The organism is Pirellulaceae bacterium (assembly GCA_019636385.1).
GTDB lineage: Bacteria > Planctomycetota > Planctomycetia > Pirellulales > Pirellulaceae > Aureliella.
The window spans coordinates 176,969-203,372 of sequence record JAHBXT010000001.1 but is presented as its reverse complement, the minus strand read 5'-3'; the positions used below and the strand labels follow the sequence as shown (position 1 = coordinate 203,372).

Genomic DNA, 26,404 nt, shown 5'->3' with positions numbered 1-26,404 from the left:
AACGATCGAGTCACGCGTATCATGGGGGACCCAGCGTCCAGTCACAGGTCCCCATTTTCTTTTTTTGCCTTGACGTTCTCTTCCATGAGTTCGGAGATCACCTCATTCTTCAGCTGCAGCTTCTCCTCAAGCCGCTTGATCTGACGTTGTTTGGCATCTTCCAGCTTCGCCGCCGACTTCACGCGACGACCACCCTTACCCACAAACGCCTGCTCAGCCTGCGCAAGAACGGCATTCACCCATTGATGGATCTGGCTCGGCTGAATGCCCAGCTCGTCGGCCAGATCGCTGACCGCTACCTTGTCCTTCAAATGCCGACGGACCACTTCCGCCTTCTGCTCTGCACCAAAATTACGTCTTGTTTGTCCCATGGAACACCTCCCGATAGTGGGTATGCTAACTCAACTACCGAGAAATTCCATTTCCATCAGAGGCAAGACAGGCCATGATGGGGAACAAATACCCGATCACCGACATCGGCATGTTGAAATTGGCAGAAAAGTTGATCGAGAAAGGAGAACGCGACCGGCAGTTAGGGCCATGCCAGGTCGAGTTTTTCGAAAACCAACTAGTGGCTGAAAGACATTGCAAGCTGATTCAGATAACCCACCCTGAACCCAAGCCAGGCCTGGACTATCACCTGGCCCAGATTTTTATAGACAATCAGTGGGGTGTGCCGATTCGCTTCGCAGCCTACATCTGGCCTCCCCAGCCGGGCGAGCCTCCCGAGCTGGAAGAAGAGTACACCTACCTGAATGTCGAGCTGAATGTGGGGCTGACCGACGAAGATTTTTCTACCGCCAATGTCAATTACGGTTTTCCTAAGTAACAACAAAACAGGCCTGCCCCAACGCTGGAAGCCAATGGACTCCGACAGCCGTTACAGGGACAGGCCAATTGGATTTGACGATTAATTCGACTCGACTTGTTCCGCCGCTGGTGGAAGGCCAATTGCCACAGGTTGAATCGTTGTCAGCGGATAGCCAGCTTGCGATCGCGACTGCTGCGCGTCGCCTGACTTAGGCGGAATATGGCTCATCGCGCGTTCGGTCAGTGCCGTGATGGTCAAGCTAGGATTGACGCCGATGTTTGCCGAAATCATGCTGCCATCGCAAACCATCATGTTCTGGTAGTTGAATACGCGATTGTACTGATCGACGACTCCCTGATCAGGCCCGGCGCCCATGCAGGCTCCACCTAAGATGTGGGCAGTGGTGGGAATGCCAAACAGCGTCTCACTGGCGATAACCATCGCCTTACCGTCGACTATCTTTTCCACGCGGCGCGCTATCGACTGGGCAACGGGATTGAACGCAGTTGGCGGCGGACCGTCTTCTAATTCCGTCATCAAGCCGCCCGTCGGTGACGATTTGAATCGCAACGTCGAGTCGATGCTTTCCATGTACAGCAAGATATGCGTCCGCTTGCTCCAGTCGTCGGTCAGAAAGACGCGCAGATTATTTATTGGATGCCGCACGAAGTCGAGTGCCATCTTGAAACTGCGACTAAACAGCGAGCGTCCGGTCACCATCGGTGCCATCAACAAGCGCCAGAAGCCCGCGCCCGATGAATATTTGACCGGTTCGATATGTCGGTTTTCGTCAATATGGATGATCGAGCCGATGGCGATGCCTTCAGAGAACGATTTCTTTTTGTCGTACGTCGTAACGCCAATCAAACTTTCCGAATTAGTGCGCACGCCCCTACCCAACGCTGCCGATAGACGCGGTAGCGACGTCTTTTTCAGCCTGAGTAACAAGCGCATCGTTCCCAGCACGCCGCCCGCAAACACGACGTTTTTTGCCGTGACTTGGCCCCTGCGCGGCAGCAGCGCCAGCGAATCCTTGTATTGGATTCTGTAGCCGTTGCCGCCGTCTGCGCTCAGCGGCACAACGTCGTAGACTTCCGTCTCGGCTTGGATTGTGCAGCCGAGACGTTGAGCCAAATACAGGTAGTTCTTGTCGAGCGTATTCTTAGCGTTGTAGCGACATCCCAACATGCAGCCACCGCATAGATTGCATCCGGTGCGATCGGGACCTTGTCCGCCAAAGTACGGATCGGGAACTGTCTGGCCGATTTGACCGAAGTACACTGCAACATCCGTCTTATGAAACGCATGGGGAATTTCCATTTCCTGCGCCAGTTCCTGCATCACGCGATCGCCGCGACTGAGATAGGGATGTTCGGACGCCCCCAACATGCGCTTGGCCAATTGATAAAAGGGCTGGAGTTCATTTTCCCAATCAGCCAGTCCCTGCCACGATCCCGACTGAAAGAACGGTGATTTGGGAACCGGTAGCGTGTTGGCATACACCAGCGAGCCACCGCCAACGCCCACTCCGCTCAAAACGGCTACGTGGCGAAAAAAGGTTAACTTGAATAGACCTTTGAGCCCCAACCTGGGTGCCCACATCCATTTGCGCAGATTCCAGTTGGTCTTAGGGAAATCCGACGGCTGCGAAAACCACCTTCCCTTTTCCAAGACCAACACACGATAGCCTTTTTCAGACAGTCGCAGAGCGGAAACGGATCCACCAAAACCGCTGCCAATGATCACGTAATCAAAGTCGTGCTGGGTTAAATGCTGGTCCGTCATGGGATTGGTTGCCTAAAGGCTTCTCAACGCGCCGGCTCGCGCCTGGCCTTGCGAAGTTGTTGTAGCATCTGATCGATCTGAGTCGCCTGCTGCGAGTCCCCGTGCTCTCGGAAGGCCCGCAGTAATTGCTGCATTTCACGGACCAGCATACCATCAGTCATTATAAACGAGCGATCGGAATTGGTCTGACTCCTCAATTGGATGAGTGCCGAACGCGCATCGCGAAGTGCTGCCAGGGCCGGCTCCAATTGCTGATCGCGAATCAAATAACTAGCCTGTTTGATCTTAAGGTTGGCGTGCACATGATGGTAGTCGGGAGTGGTCGGATGTTGGCTGGTTAATTGTCCAGCCAGTTCCGCGCCGCGCGACAACAACTGCCAGTCCTGAGCATCCTGGACTTGAGGTACCAACCCGCAGGCTAAAGCCAACAAAAAGCGAAACTCGCTGCTCTGCGGCTGGCGTTCGACAAGCTGCTGGAGCGCCTGGACAGCCAGATCTCGCTGCTTGAGTGCGATCTGTCGATCTTCATCGAAATTGGCTGCTGCCAAGCTAAGGTAACAACTGGCTCGCACCGACAGGTATTCGGCGTTTTCTGGATCTTCCTGGACCAAGCGGTCTAAAATCTCGATTGCGCGATCGTTATAGGGGCTATTGTGCCGCTCCCAAGCGCGGCGCACGCGGTCGATCGAGCCGGCTTGACCTGGTCCGCCAGGCCCATTAAACCCAGGACCGCTTTGCCCCGCGCCAAACGAGCCTGGGCGCGGTGGGCCAAGATTCAGGGGATCCAGGGGAGCTGGACCGATGGGGCGTGGACTATCCGGACCACCAAACTCTCCGGCTACTCCGGGACGACGGCGACCGCCTGGTCCCCCTGGCCGGTCAAAATTAGGCGGACCACCTGCAGGCGGATCGAATGCGACGTCAAGTCGCGCGGGCCGATCTGAATCGGCAGATACTTCAGGAGCATCCGAATTTCGCTGAGCTAACCGTTCAGGGGGCGGTGGAGGTCGCGGTGGCCGTTGAGCATTCATCAACAGCAAATAGTTAAAGCCCATCGCGCTCAGTGTCCTTGCAAGCTCTAACCGCAATTCGCGATCCTGTTGAATTGCAGGTGACTGCTCCAATAGCTCGATGGAACGCTGGTTGGTTTCTTGTGCGACTAAATGCTTGCCAGCTCGGCGCTGTGCAGTAGCTAGCTCGTTTTGCGTTTGCACGCGCGCCAGCAGCAAGTCCTTTTCGGCGGCAGCGTCTGCACCGGCGGTTGGCAACAGACGCAATGACTTTTCGTACGCTTCAATGGCCGGCTCCACTTGCGCGACGAGCTGATAGATGTTGCCAACGCGGCGATAGGCACGAGCCGACTCCAGCGCCAGTCGTTCATTATCCGCATTCAGTGCTGCAAACTTCTCGTAAAAAGCAACCATGCGATCCAAGAATTCGGCGTCCTGGCGAGTCAGTGAAGTCTCCACGCCCGACAATTCCCGCAGTGTATCCAGATCGGATTCGACCGTCGCTTGATTGCCACGGGCAATTAATTGCTTGAACATCTCTTCAAACGCCGTCAACGTAAGCGCGACATTAGATTCGGCGCGATCGTATTGAGCCCGCATCTGCACCAGGTTTTCTTCGGCTTGATGCCGGGCCGAATCTGTCTCGGTTTTTTGCTGCAGCAGTGAGCGTGATATTTCAGCCTGTTCGTCCAAGGCCTTGGTTGTCGACCAATATCCTATCGACGCCGTGGCGGCAACCAGTACCAACAGAGCGGCAGAGACCGCTGACAAACTGGCCGACAGCGGATTGCGCCGCGACCACCGCCGCAGACTTTCCAATACCGATGGACGTCGCGCAGAAATCGGTCGATCCTGAACGAACGCCAGCAAATCTTGTTTTAACTCGGCGGCCGACTGATATCGCAACTGAGGCTCGCGGGCGATCGCCTTGTCGATTAGTGTCGCGAGGTCCGAGGGAATAGCCTGTGCCGACTTGCGTATCGACGGACTCGAACCGCCGGCGATCGCACGGATCAGCTCGGCAGGTGAGCTACCGCTGAACGCTGGCTGCAGCGTTACCAGCTCGTACAGCACCAGTCCAACCGCGTACGTTTCGCTGCGCCGATCGTACTTGCCTTCCAAGGATTCAGGGGGCATATACTGGGGGGTTCCTACGACGTCGCCAGTACGAGTCAAGGGTTCCGCCTGCGAGCCATCTTTGGCCAATCCGAAATCGGTGATCCACACTGCACCACGCTGATCGAGCAGAATGTTGGCTGGCTTGATGTCGCGATGTAAGATGTCGGCAGAATGCGCGTATTCCAGCGCGTCGGACAACTGAGCGGCTACCGTGGCCGCCCAACGATAGCGTACAGCAGGATCTCTCAGACTGGCAAACGCTGTGTCGGCTGGCTGCGAGGAAGTTGACTCGCCAGCTGCGGCCTGAGAAGCTCTCCGCAAGTCCGCGATCACCGTGCTCAGGCTGTGGCCGTTGACGAAGTCCATGACGTAATAATGGAAGCCTTCACCTTCCCCCGCACCGTAGACGCTGACGATATTGGTGTGGTGTAAGCGAGCTGCCGATTGCGCTTCGCGTTTGAAACGCTGAACATGTTTCGAACCATCCAACAGCGGCGTCGGCAGAACTTTGATGGCCACCTGACGCCCCAACGACTCGTGTACCGCAGCAAAGACGACTCCCATACCGCCGCGGCCGATCTCATGCAGAATTTTGTAATTGCCGATCCGCTTCAGGTGCTGCACGCTGTCCAGTGAATGCCGCAATTCAGTGCGAGTTTCCGAGGCAGATTTGAGCTGCTCGATGATGGCGATCGACGACAATAATTCGTGAATCTCTTCAGCCAGTTCAGGGTACTGTTGCTGGTAGTGAGCGATCGATGGAAACTCGCCTGCCCGCAACTGCGTGGTAAATTGTTCGATGATGGCTTCCAGAATTTCGTGATCGTCAAGCTTACGGTCCATCGTCACCTCGCAGTTGACTGATGATTTCTTGCAGTCGCTTGAGGGCTCGTAAGTAACGCTTGCTGGCGGCTGACGAGTCGATACCCAATACTTGAGCCACCTCGGCATTAGATAGCTCTTCAAAATGCCGCAGAGCGATGACCTCGCGATCTAGCTCAGGTAGTTGATTGAGCGATTGCTGAACAAAGGCTATCTGTTCCGCCTTTTGAACGGCTCGGCTAGGCGATGTCAAACTGGCCACCAGTTGAGCGGCAATGGCCAGCGACGTATCACCGCCACCCTGATTGTGCGGCAGTCCAACTTCCATGCGCGCGTCGCGCTTGGCAGTGGTTAAATGATGACGATGGATTTCGTGCAGCTTCTGGTTCAATTCCATGCGCAACCACACGAAGAAAGGCAACGCGGGCTGTGTCAAGAAATGGTCCAACCGCTGGGCAGCGCGAACAAACGTCTCTTGCAGCACGTCCGAGTCCGACACGCGACCGCCGAGTCGGTGATCCAGCCGAAAGCCGGCGATTCGCTTGAGCCGTGGGCGGGCAGACTGAAAGAATCGAGCCAGCGCTTGCTCGCGCTCGGACTTCAAAGCGTGAATGATCTGATCTTGTTCGGGCAATGGGCTGGGTTGACTATCGAATGTATCCATCGCTGATTCACCTTGTTACCAGCCTATTATAGCTCAACAAGGTTCTGTAAGAGGACAGGCCGCTTGCGGCGCTCGATCCATTTCTTGCGATAGTCGAAGTTGCGACCGGTGAATGGGTCTTCGCCCATCAGAATGCAGCGGCGGTCCGCTCGGTTGACAACATGCATGATAGCAAATTTATCGGGCGAGAACTGTACTTTGCGGCACATTCGAGCCATAGCGATACGGCTCCTGCAGGTGCACCCGCCACAGTTCAGCTTGGGTCCGCTGACCAATGCCGGCCGAATTGCGTTTGATACCTTGTTAGGCGAACTCGCTCTGGGATACTTCGACTGGCATTCCCAATTTTTTAGGTAGTCACAACCCGCCCGCCATTGTGCTGTGTCCCTAGTAGTCACCGTACACAAATCAGGAAGCGACTTTTGGTAATATTTCCCACGTCGGAGCGTTGATGCGCACGACCGGCGACATGTTTTTTGCTGGAGCCATGATTCCTACCGAAGTGGTAAATGTCGGCGCAGGGCTGTTCGCTGACTCAGCAGCTGCCGCTATAAGTGCACTTGACCAAGTACCGTCAATTCAATCTGTTGCACTCCAAAGTGGAACAACCTCGTCGACAGGAACAGATCAGAATCAACAACAATCTAGCCAATCATCTCCTACTCCCGGCAGCGCCGACAGCCTAGGAAAGAAGTGGTTGTTTTGGTACGGTATTGGACCAGTATGGTGTAATGGGTGGGTTCGAGGCATGTTTATTGATAAATACTTGGACGGAGCGGTGCCCATCGTTGGGGAAGATCTAAAAATCCTCTTCCGTGATCTAATTCTGCGGCGCAAAGTGGTCCGTTTAAGGGATTTAGCGATAGTATCCGCGCGTAATGGTAATTTATCTGGCACAATAACCGCTGAGGTAGTCTTTGACAGCGAAGCAGATAATTGGATGCGTTGGGTCTTAGGTACAAGTCAGTTGACCGCCACCTGGAGTTTTAGCAACACCACGTTTCCCGGAGGACGTACGGGAATTATCGGCAAAGTAGACTTTACGCTCGAAGATGATATTGATGCGCTTGGATTTCGGGAGAGTTGGGATCGAGGACATTTTTCCGCAGGTGCTGTACCATTCATTTGGCACTCGTTGGAAGCACTCATTGGCAACTGGATATGGGATGGACTAACTGATTCCGACTTTCGCATTAGAGCAAAAATAACAGTCCCTGTTAAGAAAATTTGGTAATGATGCGACCTCTCAGAGTAATTGGGCTGTTCTCAGGATGTGTGTTCGCTCTCTGTATCGTGATAACAGCAGCTGCAATTATCATAGTCAGTGGCCTGCGATACGAACGCTTTACAGCCAGTAAGTTGCGCGACTTGCCAGTCAGTAAAAGGTGCATGGAAGTCCTCACCAGCGTCGTTCCTGATAAAGCGCAATTCATTCAATGCGCGGTGAGGGAGATTCGGTTTAATGTCTTCATAGAATTTGAGTTAAACGAAGAAGACCTAAATGCATGGTTACAAACACTGGGGAAGCCCTTTTGGGAAGTAGACAATGAGAAATCAGTCTTGGACACACCTCGTCAGTACGTGGGGGAAAATATTGGGTTCATGAATGTAGACAGACAATTCGTGCAGCTGGATTCGGACTGGGTGTTGTATGAAAATATTAAATCCGGCAAGGAATACAGATACAAGGAATACATATATGTGAACGCTGCCGTGAATCGAGTATCCAAGAAAGTGATGATGCAAATCTTCGAACTAAGGTAAATGCTTCAGAGAACATGTTCAAAGGTAGGGTGATGCCTCGCCGCTCACTAGGACTGATAACAATTGAAGGTTGTCCATCGACATGCGCAAGAGCTTCGATGGACTGCTTGGGATTGTCAAAAACGACTTGCAACTTGATGTGCGGCAAGGCAGTCTGCTCATGTTCGGAGATTCAGCTCAAACGCAGCAGCTCGCTGCGAGCTTCAACGATCTTCTGCAAGTCGTCCTGCATCGACTTGGGAAGGAAGCTAGCGCGAATCATTGGCAGCGATTTGGGTAACACTTTTGCTTGGCGATCGAGCACTCGCACCTGCCTGCCTGGGGACACAGCAATCTGTCACACTTCAAACTTTACTGCTCCTTCCCATCGAGCAGGTGCCACTAGGCGCACGCATTCCCACCCAGAACCCGCGACCCTGGGAGTACGACGAATCGCTGCCAGAGCCGGATCAAGCCACTTGGGCCAAGCTATCGATCACCATGTAGCGTACCGATGGCGGCATTGTCGATGCTGAGCTGCTCCGGCCGCGCGGGTGGATCAAGCAGCACGGCATCCAGGCAGGCAAACTGCTGCCGACGAACATGGAAGACTTGCAAGTTCACGGCTCAGCCCTGGTCACGTCAATTGACGACTGCCCCGAAATCGCCGCCGGCGACGGCAGTGTTGTTACCGCTCGCTTCTGCACTCGCGAGGTCCACACCGTCGCCTGCGTTGAAATCCTCGGCACCGACGGTCAGATCCAAGCCATTACCGGCACCACCATTCACCCCATCTGGTCCGAAGATCGGCAGGACTGGGTAGCGCTGGGTGAACTTGAAATCGGTGAAACACTACGATCCGCTGACGGTTCCGCGCAAGTCCTGTCCATCACCATCCACAATCAGCCTACCGCCGTCTACAATATCGAAGTCCACGGCCAGCACGTCTATCAAGTGGGCGAGATCGCGCTGCTGGTGCATAACACATGCTCAGGCGATTTGGTAAACCTTGGGAAGAAAAATGCGGAACTCAGAAAGGAGCTCATCGATGCTCGAAATAAGCTCGACGAACTCCAAGGCCTGTTACCAACGAATGCGATCGATTCGTTAGGGTTTGATGAGTTCAAGCAGTTGCGCATCCAAACGCTCAAGGACGGAATTGTGGCGATGGAGTCACAAGTCGCACAAAATCTGACTGAGATTGATAATCTGCTAAGAGTACTTGGGTTGTAAAACGGCAAGTTCCGGAGTTTGATTATGATTGCAGTTATTAGTGATATTCAGAGCAATCTGGAAGCTCTGGAATCAGTGTTTGCGGACATCAGCCAGGTTGGTGCCTCATCTATTTACTGCTTGGGAGACGTAACTGGTTATGGCACAAATCCGTTTCAGTGCCTGCAGCTCGCCTTGCGATTTTCCGTGGTCTTGGAAGGCAATAATGATCGTAACTTAGTGGACCAGGCGTTTCCTGGTTTCGATGAACGAATTCATGCTGGTCGGACGACGAGCGAGTTTTTGGAAACAATGTCTGGCTCAATAGACACCGAAGCGATCCGAGAACTTATGTTAGCGAGGCCGAAAGTATTCACTGATGCCAATGGTCAATTCGTTCACGGAACGATTTTGAATCCAATTGATGATGCACTGTTCCCGGAAAATGTCTTTGACTCTAGAAAGATGCGCGGTGTATTCGCCCAGATTTCCAATATTTGCTTTTGTGGCGGTACCCACTTGCCCGGCATTTTCCCTTACGCAGAAAACAGTGACTGGCGGCACATGGTTCCTGAAGAGTTTGGCATGGAATTTGACGGCTCCAATTGCAGATTGATATGTAACGTAGGCTCGGTGGGTCAGCCACGGGATGGCGACGAACGAGCGTGTTACGCGCTCTTGGACGGGACCAGGATAATTTTTCGTCGCGTTTGCTATGACATTTCGACTACCATACGAAAGATAAAGTTGGCATATGAGCAGCCAACGTGACTGGAACTAATGTCGTTGCCTTCTGGTGGGACAGGCCTTCTGGGCCTTCTGGGGATACAGCAGAATGGGGGGCGGGTAGGGAACTCCTAAAAAGTTGTGAATGCCGATCAAAGAATTCAAGAGCAGGTTCGTCTAATAAGGCATCAAGCGCAGTTCGGCCAGCATTGGTCACTGGACCGAAGCTGAACTGCGGCAGGCGTACCTTCAGGAGACGTACCGCCATGGCTCGAATGGCCCGCGAAGAACAGTTCTCGCCCGATTGCAAATGATTGGATGGGGCCATCCACCATCTGTTGATACAGTGCTGGGAACACGTACACCGCTAATATCTCATCAGACCAGCTACCCAGCCAGAGTTTCGCAGTATTCGGTGATCCGCACGTCAATGTCAGCGGGTCGTACCAACGTGGTCTGCCGTCTTTGGAGCTAAGCACACCGGAGTTTCTGGTATTCGTTTCGGGCACCTATGGACCCGATGCCAGGACCGAGTATGAGATTGTCTTACCCACTACGGTAACCCAGTCCGAGGAAGAACCAGAGGCCAGTAGCTGGTGGACGCTGGTGCTCGATGGCGTGCAGTTTGCGCTGGATGTTGGCGGCTTTGCCCCTGGCCTTGGCATAATATTCGACCTAGCCAACGCGGGCATCACGTTGGGTCGGGGTAATTATCAGGAAGCCTTAATCAACCTGCTTGCCTCTATACCCGGATTAGGAGACGCAGCCAAACTTGCCAAAATGGCCGCCGGTGGTGGCGCCGGGGTGGCCGCCGCTGCGGCGTTAAGTAAGTTGAATAAAGTGACAACTGCGGTCGTGCCCACGGTTACTGACGCAAAGCTCACTAATCTGGTTAGCGACTTGTACAAAGGTGCCAAAGGCCAGAATCCAATCGGCACTGGCTCAACAGCAGATGCTGTTCGAAACGAGTTAAGAACTGGGCTGCCGGCGCACGGTGTATTCTATTCCCAAGAGGCAGTGGAATACATCAATGCGTTGACGAACTGGATGAAGAAGAATCCAAATGCGTCCTCGCGTGATCGACTGGTGGCTCAGAGCATTTTGGATGACCTGAAAGCTGCACTAGCAGGAAACTGATATGGCTTTGACGACAATTGAATTTTGTCAGAATCTCGCAGAGCAGATTCCGGACATACGGGCGATCATGACTGAACACGTCTCCGACAATGACGGCCTATTGCCGCATGTCTTTATGGGCGAAGTTACTAGATACGTCTTGATTGACGGACCATCTCGCCCAATTGTCGTCGCAGCGTTGGAAAATGCGTTTGATAGGCACGGTAAAGAGATTGAAGAGCTGATTGCTGTATCGTTTGTTGAAAATTTGGAAACGCAGCAGGATTTAGAGATCGCATTTCGAGGAATTGACGCGCCAAGACTTACGGCGGAGTGGCGCCGACAGAAGACTGGGTAAGTTGTTTGTAGCCGCAGATAGAGAACGATTAGATGGTGCCACCCATCCTCTGTGACATTCTCAACCTCATTGCAATGGAGGATTCGTACCATTGCCATGAGTAACGACAACTACGATTTGGGCAAATCTAGCGAGCTTGCGAAACGGAAAGATGCGTTGAAGTTGTTTCTCGAACGAATGTTCGATGAAGAGGACCGACCGTACTTGGTGGCGGATGAAGCTTGTACGTACGACATCTTCGCGGGTGTTGATTCGGAGTTCGTCATACGATGCCTAGATACGTATGGATACCGCATGACCGAGAGTGACTTTCGGTTACCGGTTTGGAAGTTGCTTGACAAGCTTGATCAAGCTGGAAACTGAAGGCCGATGGCACGATGCCATCGGAAGGTTTTCGAAGGATGCGTAGGCGGGCGCGAGAGATGTTCCAATGAAGTCAACGCTCATTCGCCCGCCCCACTGAGGGGACGCTGCCGACGTTCCCGGTTGGAAGTGGATTGGCCCTTAACGCTGTCAAGTTCGGGTTGAACAGCAGAGAGCGCAGCGACAGGGCGGTCATGGATGCCGCCGCCAAGACAAAGGCGGACGCCATGGTTGGCGGTATGGAATCGGGAGGCAGTGGATGAATTGGATAGGATTGGATAGTGTGATTGGATGGGATTGGATGGGATTGGATGGTGCCACCCACCATTTATTGCTGTAATGATTGGAGTGCTGCCGCGATGAGTGAAGAGAATTTGGATTTTATTGTCGAGTCCGTCGAAAAACACTCCAATCACACCACCACCTGGGGACACAGCAATCTGTCGGGGGACAGGTTGATTGCCAGAGTGATTTTGAGTGTTTGGGGTATAAGGGCGAACGGCCCGATAGATAATCGTTTAGTTTGGTCGTTGCTGCTTCAGTGCAACACAAGATTGCCCAAGTAAGGCTTCCTGAAATTGAAATTCAGCTGGGGAACCCGTCAGTTGACGTGAGGCAGAGTCAACATCATTACGATGCCTCGCATTACAGCCCTGCAGGCAGTGTATTGCCGGCTCTGAATTGCGGGGCAGTTTGCCAGTTCCGCGACAGCCGCAAGAATTCGCGTTAGACTTCTAACAGGCGCCGCGCGGCAGAATCCATCCTAAAGCGTTTGCGTCGGCGCTGACTGCGGTGAGCATCCACGACGCTGGGCTTGCCGGCTACAAGCTTAAACAGTTTGCCGAAACTGCCGACCAGCTCGCCAAACGTGTCCGGTGACATGCCAAGCTTCAGTCGTTCAAATATCGGCGGAGCCAATTCAGGCGTGCTACCGCGTTTGCCCGCAACAACTTGTCGCGCCGTCCAGTCCAGCAGTTGGATATATTCGACAGTCGTCAGGTTCAAAAAGCCACGATCACTACAGCGCAGCCCTGTCTGGCTGGGCAACGTCTGCATCGCATCGGTCCGCTCGTCCAAAAGCACCGACGGACTGCGCGGTTGACAATATGCACGATAGCAATTTCATCGGGCGAGAACTGTTCTTCGCGGGTCATTCGAGCCATAGCGATACGTCTCCGGAAGGTGCACCTGCCGCAGTTCAGTTGGGGGCCGGTGACCAATGCTGGCCGAATGGCGTTTGATACCATGTTAGACGAACTTGCCCTGGAATTCTTTGACCGGCATTGCCAACTTTTTAGGAATTCGCTACCCGCCCGCCATTGTGCTGTGTCCCCAGGGAATAATTCCATTGTGCTGTGTCCCCAGGGAATAATTGCCCAGGGAATAATTGAGGATTAGGACATCGACGAGCTCCCAATAGCTTGCAGCAGCCGCGACTCGAAACATAATGCATCAACTGCAAGTAACCTTTCCAAGGAGCGCCGGGCATATGAGAGCTTTCCTTTTAACCATGACAATCTTGATGTCTCCAACGATAGCCAGAGGCGAGACCTTCGGTATCCCGGAATTGGGCGTTCGGTTTTATGCGCCCAAGAGCTACACGCCGCTTACGAAAGAGGAGATAGAATTCAAGTTTCCTTCGAACCGAGCCCCTTCGTATGTGATTGGCAATGCTAGCCGTTCCACGACCATTGCTTTTGATGTCAAGAATAACCCGTTACATGATGATCTGGACCGAGGGCTCAACGAGTTCAAGACATTGTTTGATCGCATCGTCCCAGGGATTGAGTGGAAGGGACGCAAAATCATTGAACTGCAGGGTCAGAAGTGGATCTATCTGGAAATGGTGTCCCGCGCTGCCGACACGAATATTCACAACATCATGCTGACGACACACTACCGAGGAGGAATGCTGATCTTTAACTTCAATTCAACTGTCGAGGAGTTTCCAGAAGTCGAAAGCATCCTGAGAAAATGCATCGAAACCATTAAGATAAACGTCAAGGTCGATAGTAAATAGTAGCTTCGCCGGGCGGGATTGGCAGGGCGTCAAGCGTCAGCAGTGGCTTCAATTACAGGCTGCCAGCGTTTGGAAAGTCCGCCATAGGCGAGAATGCAGGTATCCTCCCGTCTTAATACTTTTCCAAGGGACACAGCATCAGCCATCGCCGAGCCACCTCGGTATTGTCCCATGTCGCCACCACATCTGGTCGAGGTCTGAGGATCAGGGGAACGTGATTGGAAAGAATCGCCAGGAATTTCCTGGGCGACCTGTCCTGAGCTGGATTCGTTTTGCGTGTACATACTTAGGCGAACACGACGCCCATACTGTTAAGGGTAACTCAGCACAGATCACTATTTTACAGGTGTGTCATGAGAAAAATGCTAATTCTTGGAGTTTCCGCAGCGGCTCTCGGGTTGTCTGCAACGGCTGCGGTTGCGCAGCCGCCAGGCCCTCCTCCTGAAATGCTCGACGCGATTTTCGAGCGGCTGGACACCAACGGAGATGGTGTTTTGGATGAACAGGAGATTTTTGCGCTCGTGCGTCAGCGAATTACGCGAGCCGACACGAACAAGGATTCAAATATCGATAAACACGAGCTGGCTGAAGGCATGGAGTTGTTCCGTGCTTTAGTGGGCCGTGGTGGGCCGGGTATGGGCGGTGATGGACCGCGGCGTGGCCCTGGTGGCCAATTTGGGCCGCCCGATGGCTTCCGTCCCGATGGTGATCGGCCTGGGCGTCCAGAGGGATTCGGACCGGGGCGTCGCCCAGGCCCACCCCCAGGCCCACCGGCAGGTCCTCCGCGCGGCCCGCGTCCGGATGGTCCTCCTGGCAGAGGCCCTGATGGTGAAGATCGTGGTCCTCGGCCCGAGCGCATTATGCAAATGTTCGATCGCTGGGATGAAGATGGTGACGGAAAGGTGGCCATCGACGATCTGCCAGGACCACTCCAAGAACGACTTCGCGCGTTGGACAAGAATAATGATGGGCAGATCGACAAGAAGGAGTTGAAAGAATTCCGTCCGCCTCGCGACCCTGAAAACGCCGACAAGCCACGCGACAGGCGTTCGGATGACGCTCCACCCGGTCCCAAAAAGCCCAAGCGACCCAAGGCCGATTCAGATGCTGAAGTTTAACAGCGTTCGATGTTGAATCGGTTGTGCCGAGGTAGCTAAACTGATAGATAACTGCATTCAGCAGCCAACCTCGCCAGAGGGTGGCTGCTGCTGCATCAGATAGCGACGCTCCCCAGTGCGTAGTGGTTTGACGAGATGATCCACCGGACCCACCATCTGGCGACGGTAGCTACGTTCGCCAGAGTGTGTCTACCAGTGTGTGACTAAATGTGTCATTTCATTTGAGCGGCCAATGATAAAACTGGCGACAACTAGATTTGCAGCAGTCAAAGGAACGTGTTATTTGCACGTATTCATTTTGCCAGTGGCCGCGCTCGTACTCTGCTCGATGGCAGTCCACAGCGCAGCGGCCGACAGCGGTTCAGGCGGCCCGCCAACTTCCCCGCCCACCACTGAACAGATCAAATTTTTTGAAACCAAGATTCGGCCTGTATTGATCCGCGAGTGTTACAGTTGTCACTCCAATCAAGTTGGTCAAGTGCGAGCCGGCCTGTGGCTCGATACGGCGCAAGGACTGCTGACCGGGGGTGTTTCGGGGCCGGCCATTGTGCCCGGCAATGTGGATGAAAGCCTGCTGTGGAACGCCATTAATCACATCGACTACGCCATGCCTCCCAAGCGCAAGCTCCCGGAAAAGGTACTGGCTGATTTTCGCGTCTGGATTGAAATGGGGGCGCCCGATCCGCGAGCCGAAGAAGAATTGCAGGTGCGGTCTGCTATCAATGAGGACGATATCGAGCAGGGACGCCAGTTCTGGTCGTTCCAAAAACCGGTGCAGCTCACCCCGCCGCAAGTCGAGTCCGATTGGTTCAAGAGCGACATCGACCGCTGGATACTGGATAAGCTGACCAGCCATCAGTTGCAACCCTCCCCTGATGCAGAACCGCTGGTTGTATTGCGACGACTGTGCTTCGATATCGTTGGCTTGCCGCCGACGCCTGAGCAGGTCAAGCGATTTCAGCGGGATTGGCAAAGCGATCCAGATCGGGCTGTCGCTCAGACGGCCGACTGGCTCCTGGAACAGCCTCAGTTCGGCGAGCGGTGGGGACGACACTGGTTGGACGTAGCCCGCTATGCGGAATCGTCGGGCCGCGAAGTCAACGTGACCTTTCCCCATGCCTGGCGCTATCGCGATTACGTGATTGATGCATTCAACGCCGATAAGCCCTACCATGAATTCGTCATCGAGCAAATCGCAGGCGACTTGTTGCCCGTCAAGAATGACCACGAATGGGCGAGCAATCTGATCGCCACCGGTTTCTTAACTCTGGGGGCCAAAGAGCTGATCGAACGCAATCCGCGCCAGTTCGAACTGGATTTGGTGGACGAACAGATTGATGTGACGACACGGGTCATGTTGGGGGTCTCGGTTGCCTGCGCTCGTTGCCACGATCACAAGTTCGAGCCTATTCCGCAATCCGACTATTATGCGCTGGCTGGTATCTTTCGCAGCATGAGCACCCATTTCGGGACCTTTCGAACTCAACAGAATCGTAACGCCACGTCGCTGGTTGAACTGCCGGTCGATGCATCATCGATTGTCAGTCGTTCTATATCCAAACAGCAGCGTCACAAACTGCAAGCCGAACTGGCCGAAAAGCAACAGCAGTTGCAGGAGGCTTTACGTGCACGGCGATTGGGCAGCAATCCATCCAAGACCAACGGCAACCAACCGCCTCCGGCGTTGGCGGTCGCAGGTTTGTCTGCCGCGATTGGCATGTTGCAAGCTCATTTGGATAGCTACGACGAGAATGGAAATCCCCGCAGTCTGTGTATGGCGGTGCAGGAGACCAAGCCTGTTACCGCTCGACTGCTGGAGCGCGGCGAGTTTAATCGTCCAGCCCAAGAGGTGCCACGCGGATTTCCACGTGTGCTCTGCGTCGAACCCGTTTCGATTGCAGACTCATCGACTGGACGTCTGGAACTTGCACGCTGGATCGGCAGTCGCGACAATCCGCTTACCGCCCGCGTCATGGTCAATCGCGTCTGGTTGCATCTGTTCGGCAACGGACTTGTACGCACGCCCGAGGATTTTGGTTCAACCGGAGCGGCGCCAACACATCCTGAGCTGTTGGACTGTTTGGCAGTGCAGTTTATGGATCACAACTGGAGTGTCAAACGGCTGGTGCGCGACATGGTTACATCACGGACGTACCGCATGAGCAGTCGCTTTGATAGCCAGAACTTTCAAATCGATCCAGACAATCACTACCTGTGGCGGATGCCACCCCGGCGACTGGAGGCCGAAGCGATTCGCGATGCCATGTTAGCCATCAGCGGCCAACTTGATACAACCCGACCTGTCGGTTCGATCGTCGGACGATCGGGGCCGTCGGTCATCCGCGATGGTACTTTGGTTTCGACCACAGTCAGAGGCGCTGTGTCCCAATCCGAAACAAACGCAGGCCAGTCAGTAGGGGACCGGTTGCGACAGCAGGTAAAGTCACGAGTGATAAATTCCGAATTGCTGCAAGCTGTCGTGCAAGACATTCAGCAGCCCAACCGCCACCGCAGCGTCTACCTGCCGATCATTCGCGATCAAATTCCACGAGCCCTCGAAGTCTTGGACTTCGCCGAATCCACGATGGTCATTGGTCAGAGGGATACATCGCATACTCCTGCCCAGGGCTTATATTTCTTGAATAACTCCTTTGTGATTGAGCAAGCACAAGGGTTGGCGCGACGGCTGATGAATGAATCGAGTGATATGCAAGCTCAATTGAAGCAGGCGTTCCTGCTAGTCTATGGTCGGCCGGCGACCGGCCGTGAACTGCGTGTTGCCGGAGAATTCTATCGCAGCTTTCGCCCGGCCGAATCCTCGATCGTTAACGTTGGCAAGAGCCGAGGCAACGGACTGCGTTCAAACCGCCGGCGACCTGAAGAGCCGCAGAGTTATCAGGCTGACAATATACAATTCGAGAAACTGACTGCCGTTTGCCAGTCGCTGATGGCCACGGCTGAGTTTCGATTCCTGGACTAGTGTATCAAAGCGAGCTGCATGATGAATTGGCAACTACCGCAGGCTTATTCGCGGCGACAACTTTTGCAACAAGTTTCATCCGGCTTTGGAATGTTGGCCTTTGCTTCGCTGGCCACCTGGGCTTCGGGGAATACGACATCAGGTACGGGCGGTCCTTTGGCCCCCCAGGCACCTCATTTTCCAGCCCGAGCCAAACGCGTGATCTTCCTGTGCATGCGCGGCGGTCCATCGCACGTAGATACTTTTGACTACAAGCCGGAAATGTCCAAGCTGGATGGCCAGAGCGGCAAATTTCGTGGGACGCTGATGAAATCGCCTTGGGATTTCCGACAACACCGTTGTGGACTGTGGATCACAGAGTTGCTTCCCAAGCTCAGCGAGCAAGCCGACCAATTGTGTTTGCTTCGCGGCATGCATACCGATCAACCGGTGCATCCGTCAGCGATGACTCAATTGCATACCGGCAGCGCACAGTTCGTGCGCCCATCGCTGGGCGCCTGGACGCTGTATGGGTTGGGATCAGAAAACGATAGCTTGCCAGGGTTTGTATGCATCAATCCGGCAGCAGGCAGTGGCGGCAATTACGGTAGCGCCTTTCTGCCAGCCATCTATCAAGGCACATCGTTGGGCAAAGCGACCGGCCCCCTGGGTAGCGCCCGAAGCAGTCAGAATGCCGAGCGAGTTGCCGATATCCAGAATCCTCGCTTGACGGCCCGCATGCAGCGGCAACAGTTGGACTTAATTCAACAACTCAATCGCCAGAAGCTTAAGGCCGATGTCCAGAATCCTGGTGTCGATGGGATTATCGAATCGTATGAATTAGCGTTCCGCATGCAGTCGGCTTTGCCTGACCTGATGGATATATCCGGCGAAGACGCCAAGACGCTCGCCTTATACGGTGTTGGCCAGCAGCCGACAGATAAATTCGGGCGCCAATGTCTGATGGCTAGGCGGTTTGTCGAAGCTGGCGTGCGATTTGTTGAACTTGAACACACTGGTTGGGACACGCATCAGAATTTATCAAATCGCATTCCAGAACTGTGCGGACAGATTGATCAACCCATCGCCGGACTGTTGACCGATCTCAAGCGACGCGGCTTGCTGAAGGACACGCTGGTGATCTGGGCTGGCGAGTTTGGTAGAACGCCCTATGCTCAGAACGGTAACGGACGCGATCACAACAATAAAGGCTTCACGACCTGGATGGCCGGTGGTGGAGTCCGAGGTGGCTTCAGTTATGGTGCAACCGACGAGACCGGAGCCGAAGCCGTTGAGGGCCGTTGCCACATTCACGACTGGCACGCCACGATATTGCATTTGTTGGGCCTTGATCACCAAAAACTCACGTACCGTTACGCCGGCCGCGATTTTCGGCTGACTGACGTTTCCGGCAATGTTCTTACCGACATCGTTGCCTAAGCAACCTTGGCCGGCGCGTCGGTCAATTGCATGTGGTTGATGCGAGCGATAATCCAATCTTTCTCTGACGCAATTTGGTTGCTGGTTGCATCCCATTTGCCAGCGGTCCTAACAGCAATTTCAGCCAATTTCGCCCAGCTCACGGCCCCCATTTACCCCTTTCTGGGGATCAAATGCTTGTGGGTGATACCACAAACGGTTACTCTGGAGGGGTGGTTTCAGCGGTCATTAACTGGTCTGTAGTGCCGTTTCAATTTCCGCTGTTGTTTGAGCTTCAATTGTTTCTTGAAGCCCGCCAGTTTGTCATCACTCGATGTTTGAGTATTTCCGTCCGATGATTCGAAGTATAGTTTCTATTGCGTTCTTGCTTGGGGGCCAACTCATTGTCCCGACGGCAATATTCGCCGAGGGCCAGGTTCCGGTCAGTTTCCAGCGAGATATTCAGCCGATCTTACGAGCTAAGTGTCAGGGCTGCCATCAGCCGGCCAAGCCTCAGGGAGGGCTGTCTTTGGTCGGTCATGCTGATCTGCTAGTTGCCGGAGATAGTGGTCAGTCGGCGATCGTCCCGAGCGATCCGGATGCCAGCGAGTTATTGAGACAGATCATCGCGGTTGATGGCCAGGCGGCAATGCCCAAACAATCGCCGCCGCTGAGCGATGTCGAAGTGGCTCTGGTACACCGCTGGATAGCTGAAGGAGCCAATAATGATATCCCCCACAGCGGTCCTAGATACGATGCGCAGAATCCACCGCAGTATACTCGCGAGCCTGTCATCACGGCGCTGGCCTTCTCGCCCGATGGTCGCTGGCTGGCCGTAAGTGCGTTCCATGAAGTGATTCTACTTGACGCTGCCGCCATGACGCCATCGGCGCGATTGGTAGGTCTGAGTGAACGAATTCAATCCTTGACTTTTTCGCCCGACTCGCAGCGCTTGGCGGTCACCGGTGGTTCCCCTGGTCGCTTCGGCGAAGTGCAGATTTGGAGTGTTCCACAAGGCGAGCTGCAGCTCAGCCAACAGATCACCTACGACACGCTGTACGGCGGATGCTTTTCACCCGACGGTTCGTTGTTGGCCTTTGGAGCGGCAGATCGGGTGGTTCGAGCCATTGACACGCAGACGGGGCAAGTCAAGTTGCATCAAGGTGCTCATGAAGATTGGTCGCTGGCTACCGCCTTTAATGCTGCTGGAACGCATTTAGTTTCCGGCGGTCGCGATATGACAGTCAAGCTAACCGAAGTTGCTACCGAGCGGTTCATCGACAATGTGACGTCGATTACTCCGGGTGCGCTGAAGGGGGGAGTCAACGCCTTGGCGATGCATCCCAGCGAGAATCAAGTACTGGTTGGCGGTGCGGATGGCACGCCCAAGATCTACCGCATCTTTCGCGAAACTGAGCGCAAGATTGGTGATGATTCCAATCTAATCCGCAAATTTCCCGCCATGCCAGGACGCATTTTCAGTGTGGCGCTCAGTGGCGACGGCAAACTTTTGGCAGCGGCTAGCACTTTGGATGGAGCCAGCCAATTGGTCGTTTATCCTTACGAGTTTACGGGGCAGATTGCCGACGACGTCAAGTCCGCGTTGTCCAAACCCGCAGACCAGCGCAATGATGCCGATAAACAACTAATCACCCAACATTACAGCCAGACCTCGCCGGCAGTGTTGAATCTGGAAGTTGCCGATAGCCTGTACGCGGTCGCTTTCCACCCCACCGGTACTTGGTTGGTCACCGGTGGTGCCCGCGGCAAGTTGTATGCATACTCCGTGCCGGACGGGAATTTGCTGCATGAGCTTGTAGCGGTTCCCATTCAGTCAGAATCAACTGAGTCTTCCAGCAGTTCCAATCGACAATTGGCAGCGGGCAGCGGACTACCAGCAGCCAGTGAACAATTGCCGCAGATCGACCTTGAGCGTTCTCTAGTACCATTAGAGACGTTGCTCAGCATTGACGTACAACCGCAGCGAATCAGCCTTCAGAATTCCACCGACTACGTTCAACTGGTTGTTACCGCCAAGTACGCTAGCGGACAGACGCTAGATGTGACGCGACTGGCCGCGATCACAGCCACCGGCACGGTTGTCGTTGATCCTCTCGGACTGGTCAGAATTGGTAGCCACCACGGTCAGCAAACTGATTCGCCAACCGCCGGCAGCTTGCAGATAGAATTCAACGGCGAAACATGCGAAATACCGATTGACGTGCAGCCCGCCCAAGAGGTGCTGGTGGATTTTGTTCGTGATGTCAATCCGGTGCTGACGCGTTTAGGCTGCAATGCTGGGACCTGTCATGGCGCTCAGGCTGGCAAGAACGGTTTTCAGCTTTCGCTACGAGGCTATGATCCGGTGGGTGACATTCGTGCCTTGAGCGATGACTTAAGTGCCCGTCGCTTGAACACCGCCGCTCCCGACGCCAGCGTGATGCTGCTCAAACCGGTCGGAGCTATTCCGCACCAAGGCGGTGCGCTGTTGACCACCGACTCGGCCTACTATGAAACCTTGCGGCGCTGGATAGCTCAAGGTGCGGGGCTTGATCGCCAGTCTCGAAAAGTACAGCGCATCGAGATTTCTCCCTCCATGCCGGTTATGCAGCACACCGATACCTGGCAACAATTCCGGGTAACGGCGCACTATGCTGACGGTGCCTTGCGCGATGTGACACACGAGACGGTGCTGGAGAGTTCCAACTCCGAGGTCTGCCAAAGCCTGGTGGGCGGGCGAATCAAGGCGCTGCGACGCGGGGAAGCCGCCCTGTTGGCCAGATACGAAGGCGCTTACGCAGCGGCAACGGTGACGGTGATGGGAGATCGCAGTCAGTTCCAGTGGCAGGATCAGCCAACCTACAACACCATTGATCGATTGACCTCCGCCAAATGGCAACGGATGAAGATTCTGCCGTCCCAGCCGTGTGATGATCCCACGTTCTTGCGACGCGTGCGATTGGACCTAACGGGATTACCACCATCTGTCGAAGAACTTAAGGCATTCCTGGCCGACAATCGCCCCACGCGCATCAAACGCCAGGCCAAAATCGACCAACTGCTGGGCAGTGATGACTACGTTGAGCATTGGACGAATAAGTGGGCCGACCTACTACAAGTGAACTCGAAATTCTTGGGAGCCGAAGGGGCTTCCGCGTTTCGTGATTGGATTCGCTCGACGGTAGCTCAAAACTTGCCGTACGATCAATTTGCATCGCAAGTATTGACCGCTTCGGGTTCTAACAAGGATCACCCGGCTGCATCGTATTACAAAATTCTGCGCGAGCCCGACTTGATGATGGAGAACACCACGCATCTGTTCCTGGCGGTGCGATTCAATTGCAACAAGTGCCACGACCATCCATTCGAGCGATGGACGCAGGACCAATATTATCAACTGTCGGCCTATTTCGCCCAGACAGGCTTGAAAAAGGATCCGGCCAGCGGTGACAAGTCGATCGGTGGTACTGCCGTCGAAGGTGCCAAGCCTTTGTATGAAGTGGTGTTCGACAAGTCCGATGGCGAAATGAGGCACCAGCGCACCGGCCAAATAGTTGCTCCCGAATTTCCATTTACTTGCGACTATTCCGTACCAGACAACGCAACGCGACGCCAACAATTGTCGGCGTGGATTACTTCCAAGGACAATCCGTATTTTGCGACCAGCCTGGTTAATCGTTTGTGGGGTTATTTGACGGGCACAGGACTGATTGAACCGCTGGATGATATTCGAGCTGGCAATCCGCCTAGCAATCCAGAGCTGCTCAAACATCTGACGGATGAGTTTTTGCGCTCCGAGTTTGATGTGCAGCATATTCTGAGGTTAATCTGCAATTCGCGTACCTACCAATTATCCGTGGCCAGCAGCCAATGGAACGCTGATGACACGCTGAATTACTCGCACGCCAAAGCGCGTCGCTTGCCTGCGGAAGTGCTGTACGACACGGTCTATCGCGTGACGGGAACCAAAACGGCAATTCCTGGTGTCGAGCCAGGTACGCGCGCTGCGCAGCTCCCTGATGTGGCCATTAATCCTCCGGATGGATTCTTGAACAATCTGGGCCGACCCGCCCGCGAGAGCGCCTGCGAATGTGAGCGTTCGCAAGGATTGCAGCTCGGCCCTGTAATGGCTCTGGTCAGCGGTCCAACCGTCGGTACTGCAATTGGCGATGACCAAAACGAATTGGCAGGATTGGCTCAACGGCCAGCCTCGCTGGACGAGCTGGTCCAAGAGGTCTATCTGCGTGTGCTCAATCGATTTCCGACGCAGCAGGAGATCAATACCGTGTCCCAGATGCAGCAGGACATTGAATCCGACCATCGGTCGCTGGAATCCGCGCTGACCCAGCGCGAACAGTGGTGGAGCGGCCGGCGAGCAGAGCTGGAGGCTGAGCGGCTGGCCGAGCTGGAAAAGACACAGGCGGCCGCTAAGCAGCGCGAACAAGAAATGGCTCCGGAACGCGAGAAATTGGAGCAAGAGCGTCAGGCACGCATCGTCGCCGCTCAGCAGTCCTTGGACGAGTACGCGAAGGACCCGATTGCGATCGCCAGCAATTTCTTGGATGCCTCCGGACCATCGAACAACTGGTTCCCGCTGGCCCCGGTGTCCGCCGACAGCACGAATCAGGCTCAACTTGTGGCCCGAGCTGACCGTTCCATCACCGTCAGCGGCAGTGCAGAAAAAACGACCTATACGATTCGCTACCGAACGACGCTCAACAATCTGCGCGGCTTGCGGTTGGAAGCATTGCCACTTGAAGGTGCTGCAGCAGCAGGGCCGGGATTGTCTGCCAACGGTAATTTCGTTGTGACTGAAATCGAAGTAGACGCAGCTCCGATCGCCAACCCTAACCAGAAAGCTCGGCACAAGCTGGTTGCGGCCAAGGCCAGTTTTACACAACCCGGCTTTGACTCCAATGCGGTTTTTAACGGCAAGACCCGCGACCAAGGCGGTTGGGCTGTTCACCCCCGCGGGGGAGTGGTGCAGTGGCTGACGGCAGCGTTCAGTGAACCAATTGACCACGCAGGCGGAGTCGAGCTGACGATTGCCATTCATCAGTACCATGACGCAGCCGAGCATCGACTGGGCAGCTTCCGGATTTCGGTAACAACCGATGAAGGCGGAATTCATGTGGGCGAACCAGAAGACTTCACGGCAGCCCGCGCCGTCCCCGCAGCTCATCGACGGCCAGAGACCATTGGTCGGTTGTTAGCTTATGTTGATAAGTCCGACGCGCGTTGGAATGAGCTAAGAGCGGCGCTGGCCACAGCCCAGACTGCCCTTGCGCCGGATGCGGAGCTGACAAGACTTCAGAAGTTGATTGCCGAATTGGAAAAAGCCACACCCGACGACGCCCAGTTGGTACAATTGCGCGCTGATTTCGCGGCCAGTGGCCAGCAGCGATCTAACCAGCGATTGACGCTGGCGCAGGACCTGACATGGGCACTCGTGAACAGCCCAGCCTTTTTGTTTAACCATTGACCTTAGAGCAGCAATCCCAACGTAGCTACCGTCACCAGGCGGTGGAAAACCCGCCTGTTCACCATCTGGTAACAGTGGGCACAGAAAGATTTTCACTACCGCTAGCCTAACTAGCAGTTTCAAAACTTGTAGTCCCTTAGTTCGCGATACGGAGATTCCACCATGTTCCGACTCGTTGGTACACCCGGCAAAGACTTGTGTGATGAACTCGGTGCGCTCAACCGTCGCGACGTGATTCGCATTGGTGGTTCAGGGCTGCTTGGACTGTCGCTGAGCGGGTTGTTGAAACTACAAGCTCAGGCCAGCGAATCTTCTGGACCTGCTATGTCACCCGGCTGGGGCAAAGCCAAGAGTGTCATCATGGTCTATTTGCAAGGTGGTCCCAGTCATTTGGATCTGTGGGACCCCAAAGAAAACGTGCCTGAAAACGTCAAGAGTGTCTTCTCCAACATTCCAACCAAGATTCCAGGCATTCAGTTCACGGAGAATTTGCCTAAGCTGGCGCAGTGCAACGATCGTTATACGATGATTCGTTCGATGAGCTATACGCCCAACGGATTGTTCAATCATACGGCGGCTATCTATCAACTGATGACCGGATATACGACCGATAAAGTCAGCCCGTCTGGGCAGTTGGAACCGCCTAGTCCCAAGGACTTCCCCAATTTTGGCTCGAACATCGTTCGCCTGCGTCCTACGGATCAGCCCATGTTGCCGTTTGTGATGCTGCCACGTCCGCTGCAGGAAAGCAACGTGATTGGCAAGGGCGGTTCCGCCGGCTTTCTGGGCAAAGCCTTTGATCCGTACACGCTATTCCCGGATGGCGACGACATGGATATGAACAAGATGGATCGCATCAAGATCGACGATCTTCAACTGCGACCCGACGTATTTGCAGTGCGCCTGCAACGTCGCGCCAAGTTGCGCGATCTAGTGAACGCGCAGATGCCAGAGATCAATAACGCAGTAAAAGACTTTCAACTGGATAGCTATTACGACCAAGCTCTGAATTTGATTGTTTCAGGTCGGGCCCGCGAAGCGTTCAATTTGGGTGCTGAATTGCCAACCGTTCGCGATCGCTATGGCCGCAACACCTTTGGACAAAGTTGCCTGCTGGCTCGACGATTGGTCGAAGCCGGGACGCGGGTGGTTGAGGTAATATGGCCGAAGATTGCTAATTCTGACAATCACAGTTGGGATCACCATGTGGATTTACCCAACAGAATGAAGAACTTGTCGGCACCGATGCTGGACACCGGCCTGAGTGCACTCATCGAAGACTTGGATGATCGTGGCCTGCTGGATGAAACGCTGCTGGTGGCCATTGGCGAATTTGGTCGTTCGCCGCAGCGCGGTGTCAGTACTTCGGGCAATGGCAATTCGGCTGATGGTCGCGATCACTGGCCCTATTGCTACACGTCGATCGTCGCCGGCGCAGGAGTCAAACGCGGCTATGTGCACGGCAAGAGCGACAAAACAGCTTCGGCTCCGGCTGAGGACCCGGTACATCCCATCGAGTTGCTAGCTTCGATTTATCACGGCTTTGGCATCGATCCGCAAACGGTCGTCTACAACCACCTCAACCAGCCGCGCGAGCTGGTCAAGGCGGATGCGCTGACTTCGATCTTTGCATAGCAGCGGGTGCATGCAGCTTTGGGGTCTGAGCTGGGACCGCCA

Annotated in this window: 21 protein-coding genes; 14 read left to right on the top strand and 7 right to left on the bottom strand. The window is 54.5% G+C overall.

Annotated elements, in window-relative coordinates; all coding sequences use genetic code 11:
- Positions 1–41 precede the first annotated feature (41 nt).
- Positions 42–371 carry a transposase gene (locus tag KF752_00780; protein MBX3420066.1) on the bottom strand — a complete coding sequence of 110 codons (330 nt, stop codon included), beginning with the start codon at positions 369–371 and terminating at the stop codon, positions 42–44.
- Between the two features lie 74 nt (positions 372–445).
- On the opposite strand from KF752_00780, the gene KF752_00775 reads away from it, so the two are divergent.
- Positions 446–829 (top strand): DUF1571 domain-containing protein, encoded by a 384-nt coding sequence (locus tag KF752_00775; protein MBX3420065.1) that lies wholly within the window; start codon positions 446–448, stop codon positions 827–829.
- 81 nt (positions 830–910) lie between these two features.
- Here the strand turns inward: KF752_00775 and KF752_00770 are convergent, their stop codons facing one another.
- The 4 genes from KF752_00770 to KF752_00755 are packed head-to-tail and all read right to left on the bottom strand — an operon-like array spanning position 911 to position 6,429.
- Entirely contained in the window at positions 911–2,596 is a 1,686-nt protein-coding gene (locus KF752_00770) for a GMC family oxidoreductase (protein MBX3420064.1), read from the bottom strand.
- Between the two features lie 23 nt (positions 2,597–2,619).
- Entirely contained in the window at positions 2,620–5,568 is a 2,949-nt protein-coding gene (locus KF752_00765; protein ID MBX3420063.1) for a protein kinase, read from the bottom strand.
- A complete protein-coding gene (locus tag KF752_00760) occupies positions 5,558–6,211 on the bottom strand; it encodes a sigma-70 family RNA polymerase sigma factor (protein MBX3420062.1) in 654 nt (217 codons plus the stop codon). Before KF752_00760 ends, KF752_00765 begins: the two co-directional genes overlap by 11 nt.
- Positions 6,212–6,237: 26 nt before the next feature.
- On the bottom strand, positions 6,238–6,429 hold the full coding sequence (locus KF752_00755) for a hypothetical protein (GenBank protein MBX3420061.1): 192 nt from the start codon (positions 6,427–6,429) through the stop codon (positions 6,238–6,240).
- Between the two features lie 233 nt (positions 6,430–6,662).
- Between KF752_00755 and KF752_00750 the strand changes: the two genes are divergently transcribed.
- The 7 genes from KF752_00750 (at position 6,663) to KF752_00720 (ending at position 11,729) form a co-directional block, all read left to right on the top strand.
- Positions 6,663–7,445, top strand: coding sequence for a hypothetical protein (locus KF752_00750; GenBank protein ID MBX3420060.1), 783 nt, complete (start codon positions 6,663–6,665; stop codon positions 7,443–7,445).
- Complete coding sequence (locus KF752_00745; GenBank protein ID MBX3420059.1) at positions 7,445–7,975, top strand: hypothetical protein; 531 nt, start codon at positions 7,445–7,447, stop codon at positions 7,973–7,975. Before KF752_00750 ends, KF752_00745 begins: the two co-directional genes overlap by 1 nt.
- A gap of 582 nt (positions 7,976–8,557) precedes the next feature.
- A complete protein-coding gene (locus KF752_00740; protein ID MBX3420058.1) occupies positions 8,558–9,187 on the top strand; it encodes a hypothetical protein in 630 nt (209 codons plus the stop codon).
- An 18-nt stretch (positions 9,188–9,205) separates the two neighbouring features.
- Positions 9,206–9,937, top strand: a complete 732-nt coding sequence (locus tag KF752_00735) for a metallophosphoesterase family protein (GenBank protein MBX3420057.1) — start codon at positions 9,206–9,208, stop codon at positions 9,935–9,937.
- A 420-nt stretch (positions 9,938–10,357) separates the two neighbouring features.
- Positions 10,358–11,029 (top strand): hypothetical protein, encoded by a 672-nt coding sequence (locus KF752_00730; protein MBX3420056.1) that lies wholly within the window; start codon positions 10,358–10,360, stop codon positions 11,027–11,029.
- A gap of 1 nt (position 11,030) precedes the next feature.
- The gene (locus KF752_00725) at positions 11,031–11,366 is read left to right on the top strand and encodes a hypothetical protein (protein ID MBX3420055.1); all 336 of its coding nucleotides are present in this window, start codon (positions 11,031–11,033) and stop codon (positions 11,364–11,366) included.
- A 96-nt stretch (positions 11,367–11,462) separates the two neighbouring features.
- Positions 11,463–11,729, top strand: coding sequence for a hypothetical protein (locus KF752_00720; GenBank protein ID MBX3420054.1), 267 nt, complete (start codon positions 11,463–11,465; stop codon positions 11,727–11,729).
- A gap of 726 nt (positions 11,730–12,455) precedes the next feature.
- Here KF752_00720 and KF752_00715 read toward each other — a convergent pair.
- A complete protein-coding gene (locus KF752_00715) occupies positions 12,456–12,785 on the bottom strand; it encodes a hypothetical protein (GenBank protein MBX3420053.1) in 330 nt (109 codons plus the stop codon).
- A 466-nt stretch (positions 12,786–13,251) separates the two neighbouring features.
- On the opposite strand from KF752_00715, the gene KF752_00710 reads away from it, so the two are divergent.
- The 4 genes from KF752_00710 (at position 13,252) to KF752_00695 (ending at position 19,266) form a co-directional block, all read left to right on the top strand.
- A complete protein-coding gene (locus KF752_00710; GenBank protein ID MBX3420052.1) occupies positions 13,252–13,749 on the top strand; it encodes a hypothetical protein in 498 nt (165 codons plus the stop codon).
- A gap of 353 nt (positions 13,750–14,102) precedes the next feature.
- Positions 14,103–14,867 (top strand): EF-hand domain-containing protein, encoded by a 765-nt coding sequence (locus KF752_00705; protein MBX3420051.1) that lies wholly within the window; start codon positions 14,103–14,105, stop codon positions 14,865–14,867.
- Positions 14,868–15,195: 328 nt separating this feature from the next.
- Entirely contained in the window at positions 15,196–17,847 is a 2,652-nt protein-coding gene (locus KF752_00700) for a PSD1 domain-containing protein (GenBank protein MBX3420050.1), read from the top strand.
- A 21-nt stretch (positions 17,848–17,868) separates the two neighbouring features.
- Positions 17,869–19,266: a DUF1501 domain-containing protein gene (locus tag KF752_00695; protein ID MBX3420049.1), complete on the top strand. Its 1,398-nt coding sequence runs from the start codon at positions 17,869–17,871 to the stop codon at positions 19,264–19,266.
- Here the strand turns inward: KF752_00695 and KF752_00690 are convergent.
- Complete coding sequence (locus tag KF752_00690; protein ID MBX3420048.1) at positions 19,263–19,409, bottom strand: hypothetical protein; 147 nt, start codon at positions 19,407–19,409, stop codon at positions 19,263–19,265. The two genes, KF752_00695 and KF752_00690, sit on opposite strands and share 4 nt — an antisense overlap.
- Before the next feature lie 191 nt (positions 19,410–19,600).
- Between KF752_00690 and KF752_00685 the strand changes: the two genes are divergently transcribed.
- Both KF752_00685 and KF752_00680 read left to right on the top strand, forming a co-directional pair.
- Positions 19,601–24,727: a DUF1549 domain-containing protein gene (locus tag KF752_00685; protein MBX3420047.1), complete on the top strand. Its 5,127-nt coding sequence runs from the start codon at positions 19,601–19,603 to the stop codon at positions 24,725–24,727.
- Between the two features lie 162 nt (positions 24,728–24,889).
- Entirely contained in the window at positions 24,890–26,362 is a 1,473-nt protein-coding gene (locus tag KF752_00680; GenBank protein ID MBX3420046.1) for a DUF1501 domain-containing protein, read from the top strand.
- The last annotated feature ends 42 nt before the right edge of the window (positions 26,363–26,404 follow it).

Coding starts and splice junctions, on each gene's coding strand:
- KF752_00715 (MBX3420053.1), bottom strand. CDS start 12,785: ATGCAGACGTTGCCCAGCCAGACAGGGCTGCGCTGTAGTGATCGTGGC.
- KF752_00745 (MBX3420059.1), top strand. CDS start 7,445: ATGATGCGACCTCTCAGAGTAATTGGGCTGTTCTCAGGATGTGTGTTC.
- KF752_00750 (MBX3420060.1), top strand. CDS start 6,663: ATGCGCACGACCGGCGACATGTTTTTTGCTGGAGCCATGATTCCTACC.
- KF752_00780 (MBX3420066.1), bottom strand. CDS start 371: ATGGGACAAACAAGACGTAATTTTGGTGCAGAGCAGAAGGCGGAAGTG.
- KF752_00680 (MBX3420046.1), top strand. CDS start 24,890: ATGTTCCGACTCGTTGGTACACCCGGCAAAGACTTGTGTGATGAACTC.
- KF752_00695 (MBX3420049.1), top strand. CDS start 17,869: ATGAATTGGCAACTACCGCAGGCTTATTCGCGGCGACAACTTTTGCAA.
- KF752_00770 (MBX3420064.1), bottom strand. CDS start 2,596: ATGACGGACCAGCATTTAACCCAGCACGACTTTGATTACGTGATCATT.
- KF752_00760 (MBX3420062.1), bottom strand. CDS start 6,211: ATGGATACATTCGATAGTCAACCCAGCCCATTGCCCGAACAAGATCAG.
- KF752_00710 (MBX3420052.1), top strand. CDS start 13,252: ATGTCTCCAACGATAGCCAGAGGCGAGACCTTCGGTATCCCGGAATTG.
- KF752_00725 (MBX3420055.1), top strand. CDS start 11,031: ATGGCTTTGACGACAATTGAATTTTGTCAGAATCTCGCAGAGCAGATT.
- KF752_00720 (MBX3420054.1), top strand. CDS start 11,463: ATGAGTAACGACAACTACGATTTGGGCAAATCTAGCGAGCTTGCGAAA.
- KF752_00765 (MBX3420063.1), bottom strand. CDS start 5,568: ATGGACCGTAAGCTTGACGATCACGAAATTCTGGAAGCCATCATCGAA.
- KF752_00740 (MBX3420058.1), top strand. CDS start 8,558: ATGGAAGACTTGCAAGTTCACGGCTCAGCCCTGGTCACGTCAATTGAC.
- KF752_00755 (MBX3420061.1), bottom strand. CDS start 6,429: ATGGCTCGAATGTGCCGCAAAGTACAGTTCTCGCCCGATAAATTTGCT.
- KF752_00775 (MBX3420065.1), top strand. CDS start 446: ATGATGGGGAACAAATACCCGATCACCGACATCGGCATGTTGAAATTG.
- KF752_00700 (MBX3420050.1), top strand. CDS start 15,196: ATGGCAGTCCACAGCGCAGCGGCCGACAGCGGTTCAGGCGGCCCGCCA.
- KF752_00705 (MBX3420051.1), top strand. CDS start 14,103: ATGAGAAAAATGCTAATTCTTGGAGTTTCCGCAGCGGCTCTCGGGTTG.
- KF752_00685 (MBX3420047.1), top strand. CDS start 19,601: ATGATTCGAAGTATAGTTTCTATTGCGTTCTTGCTTGGGGGCCAACTC.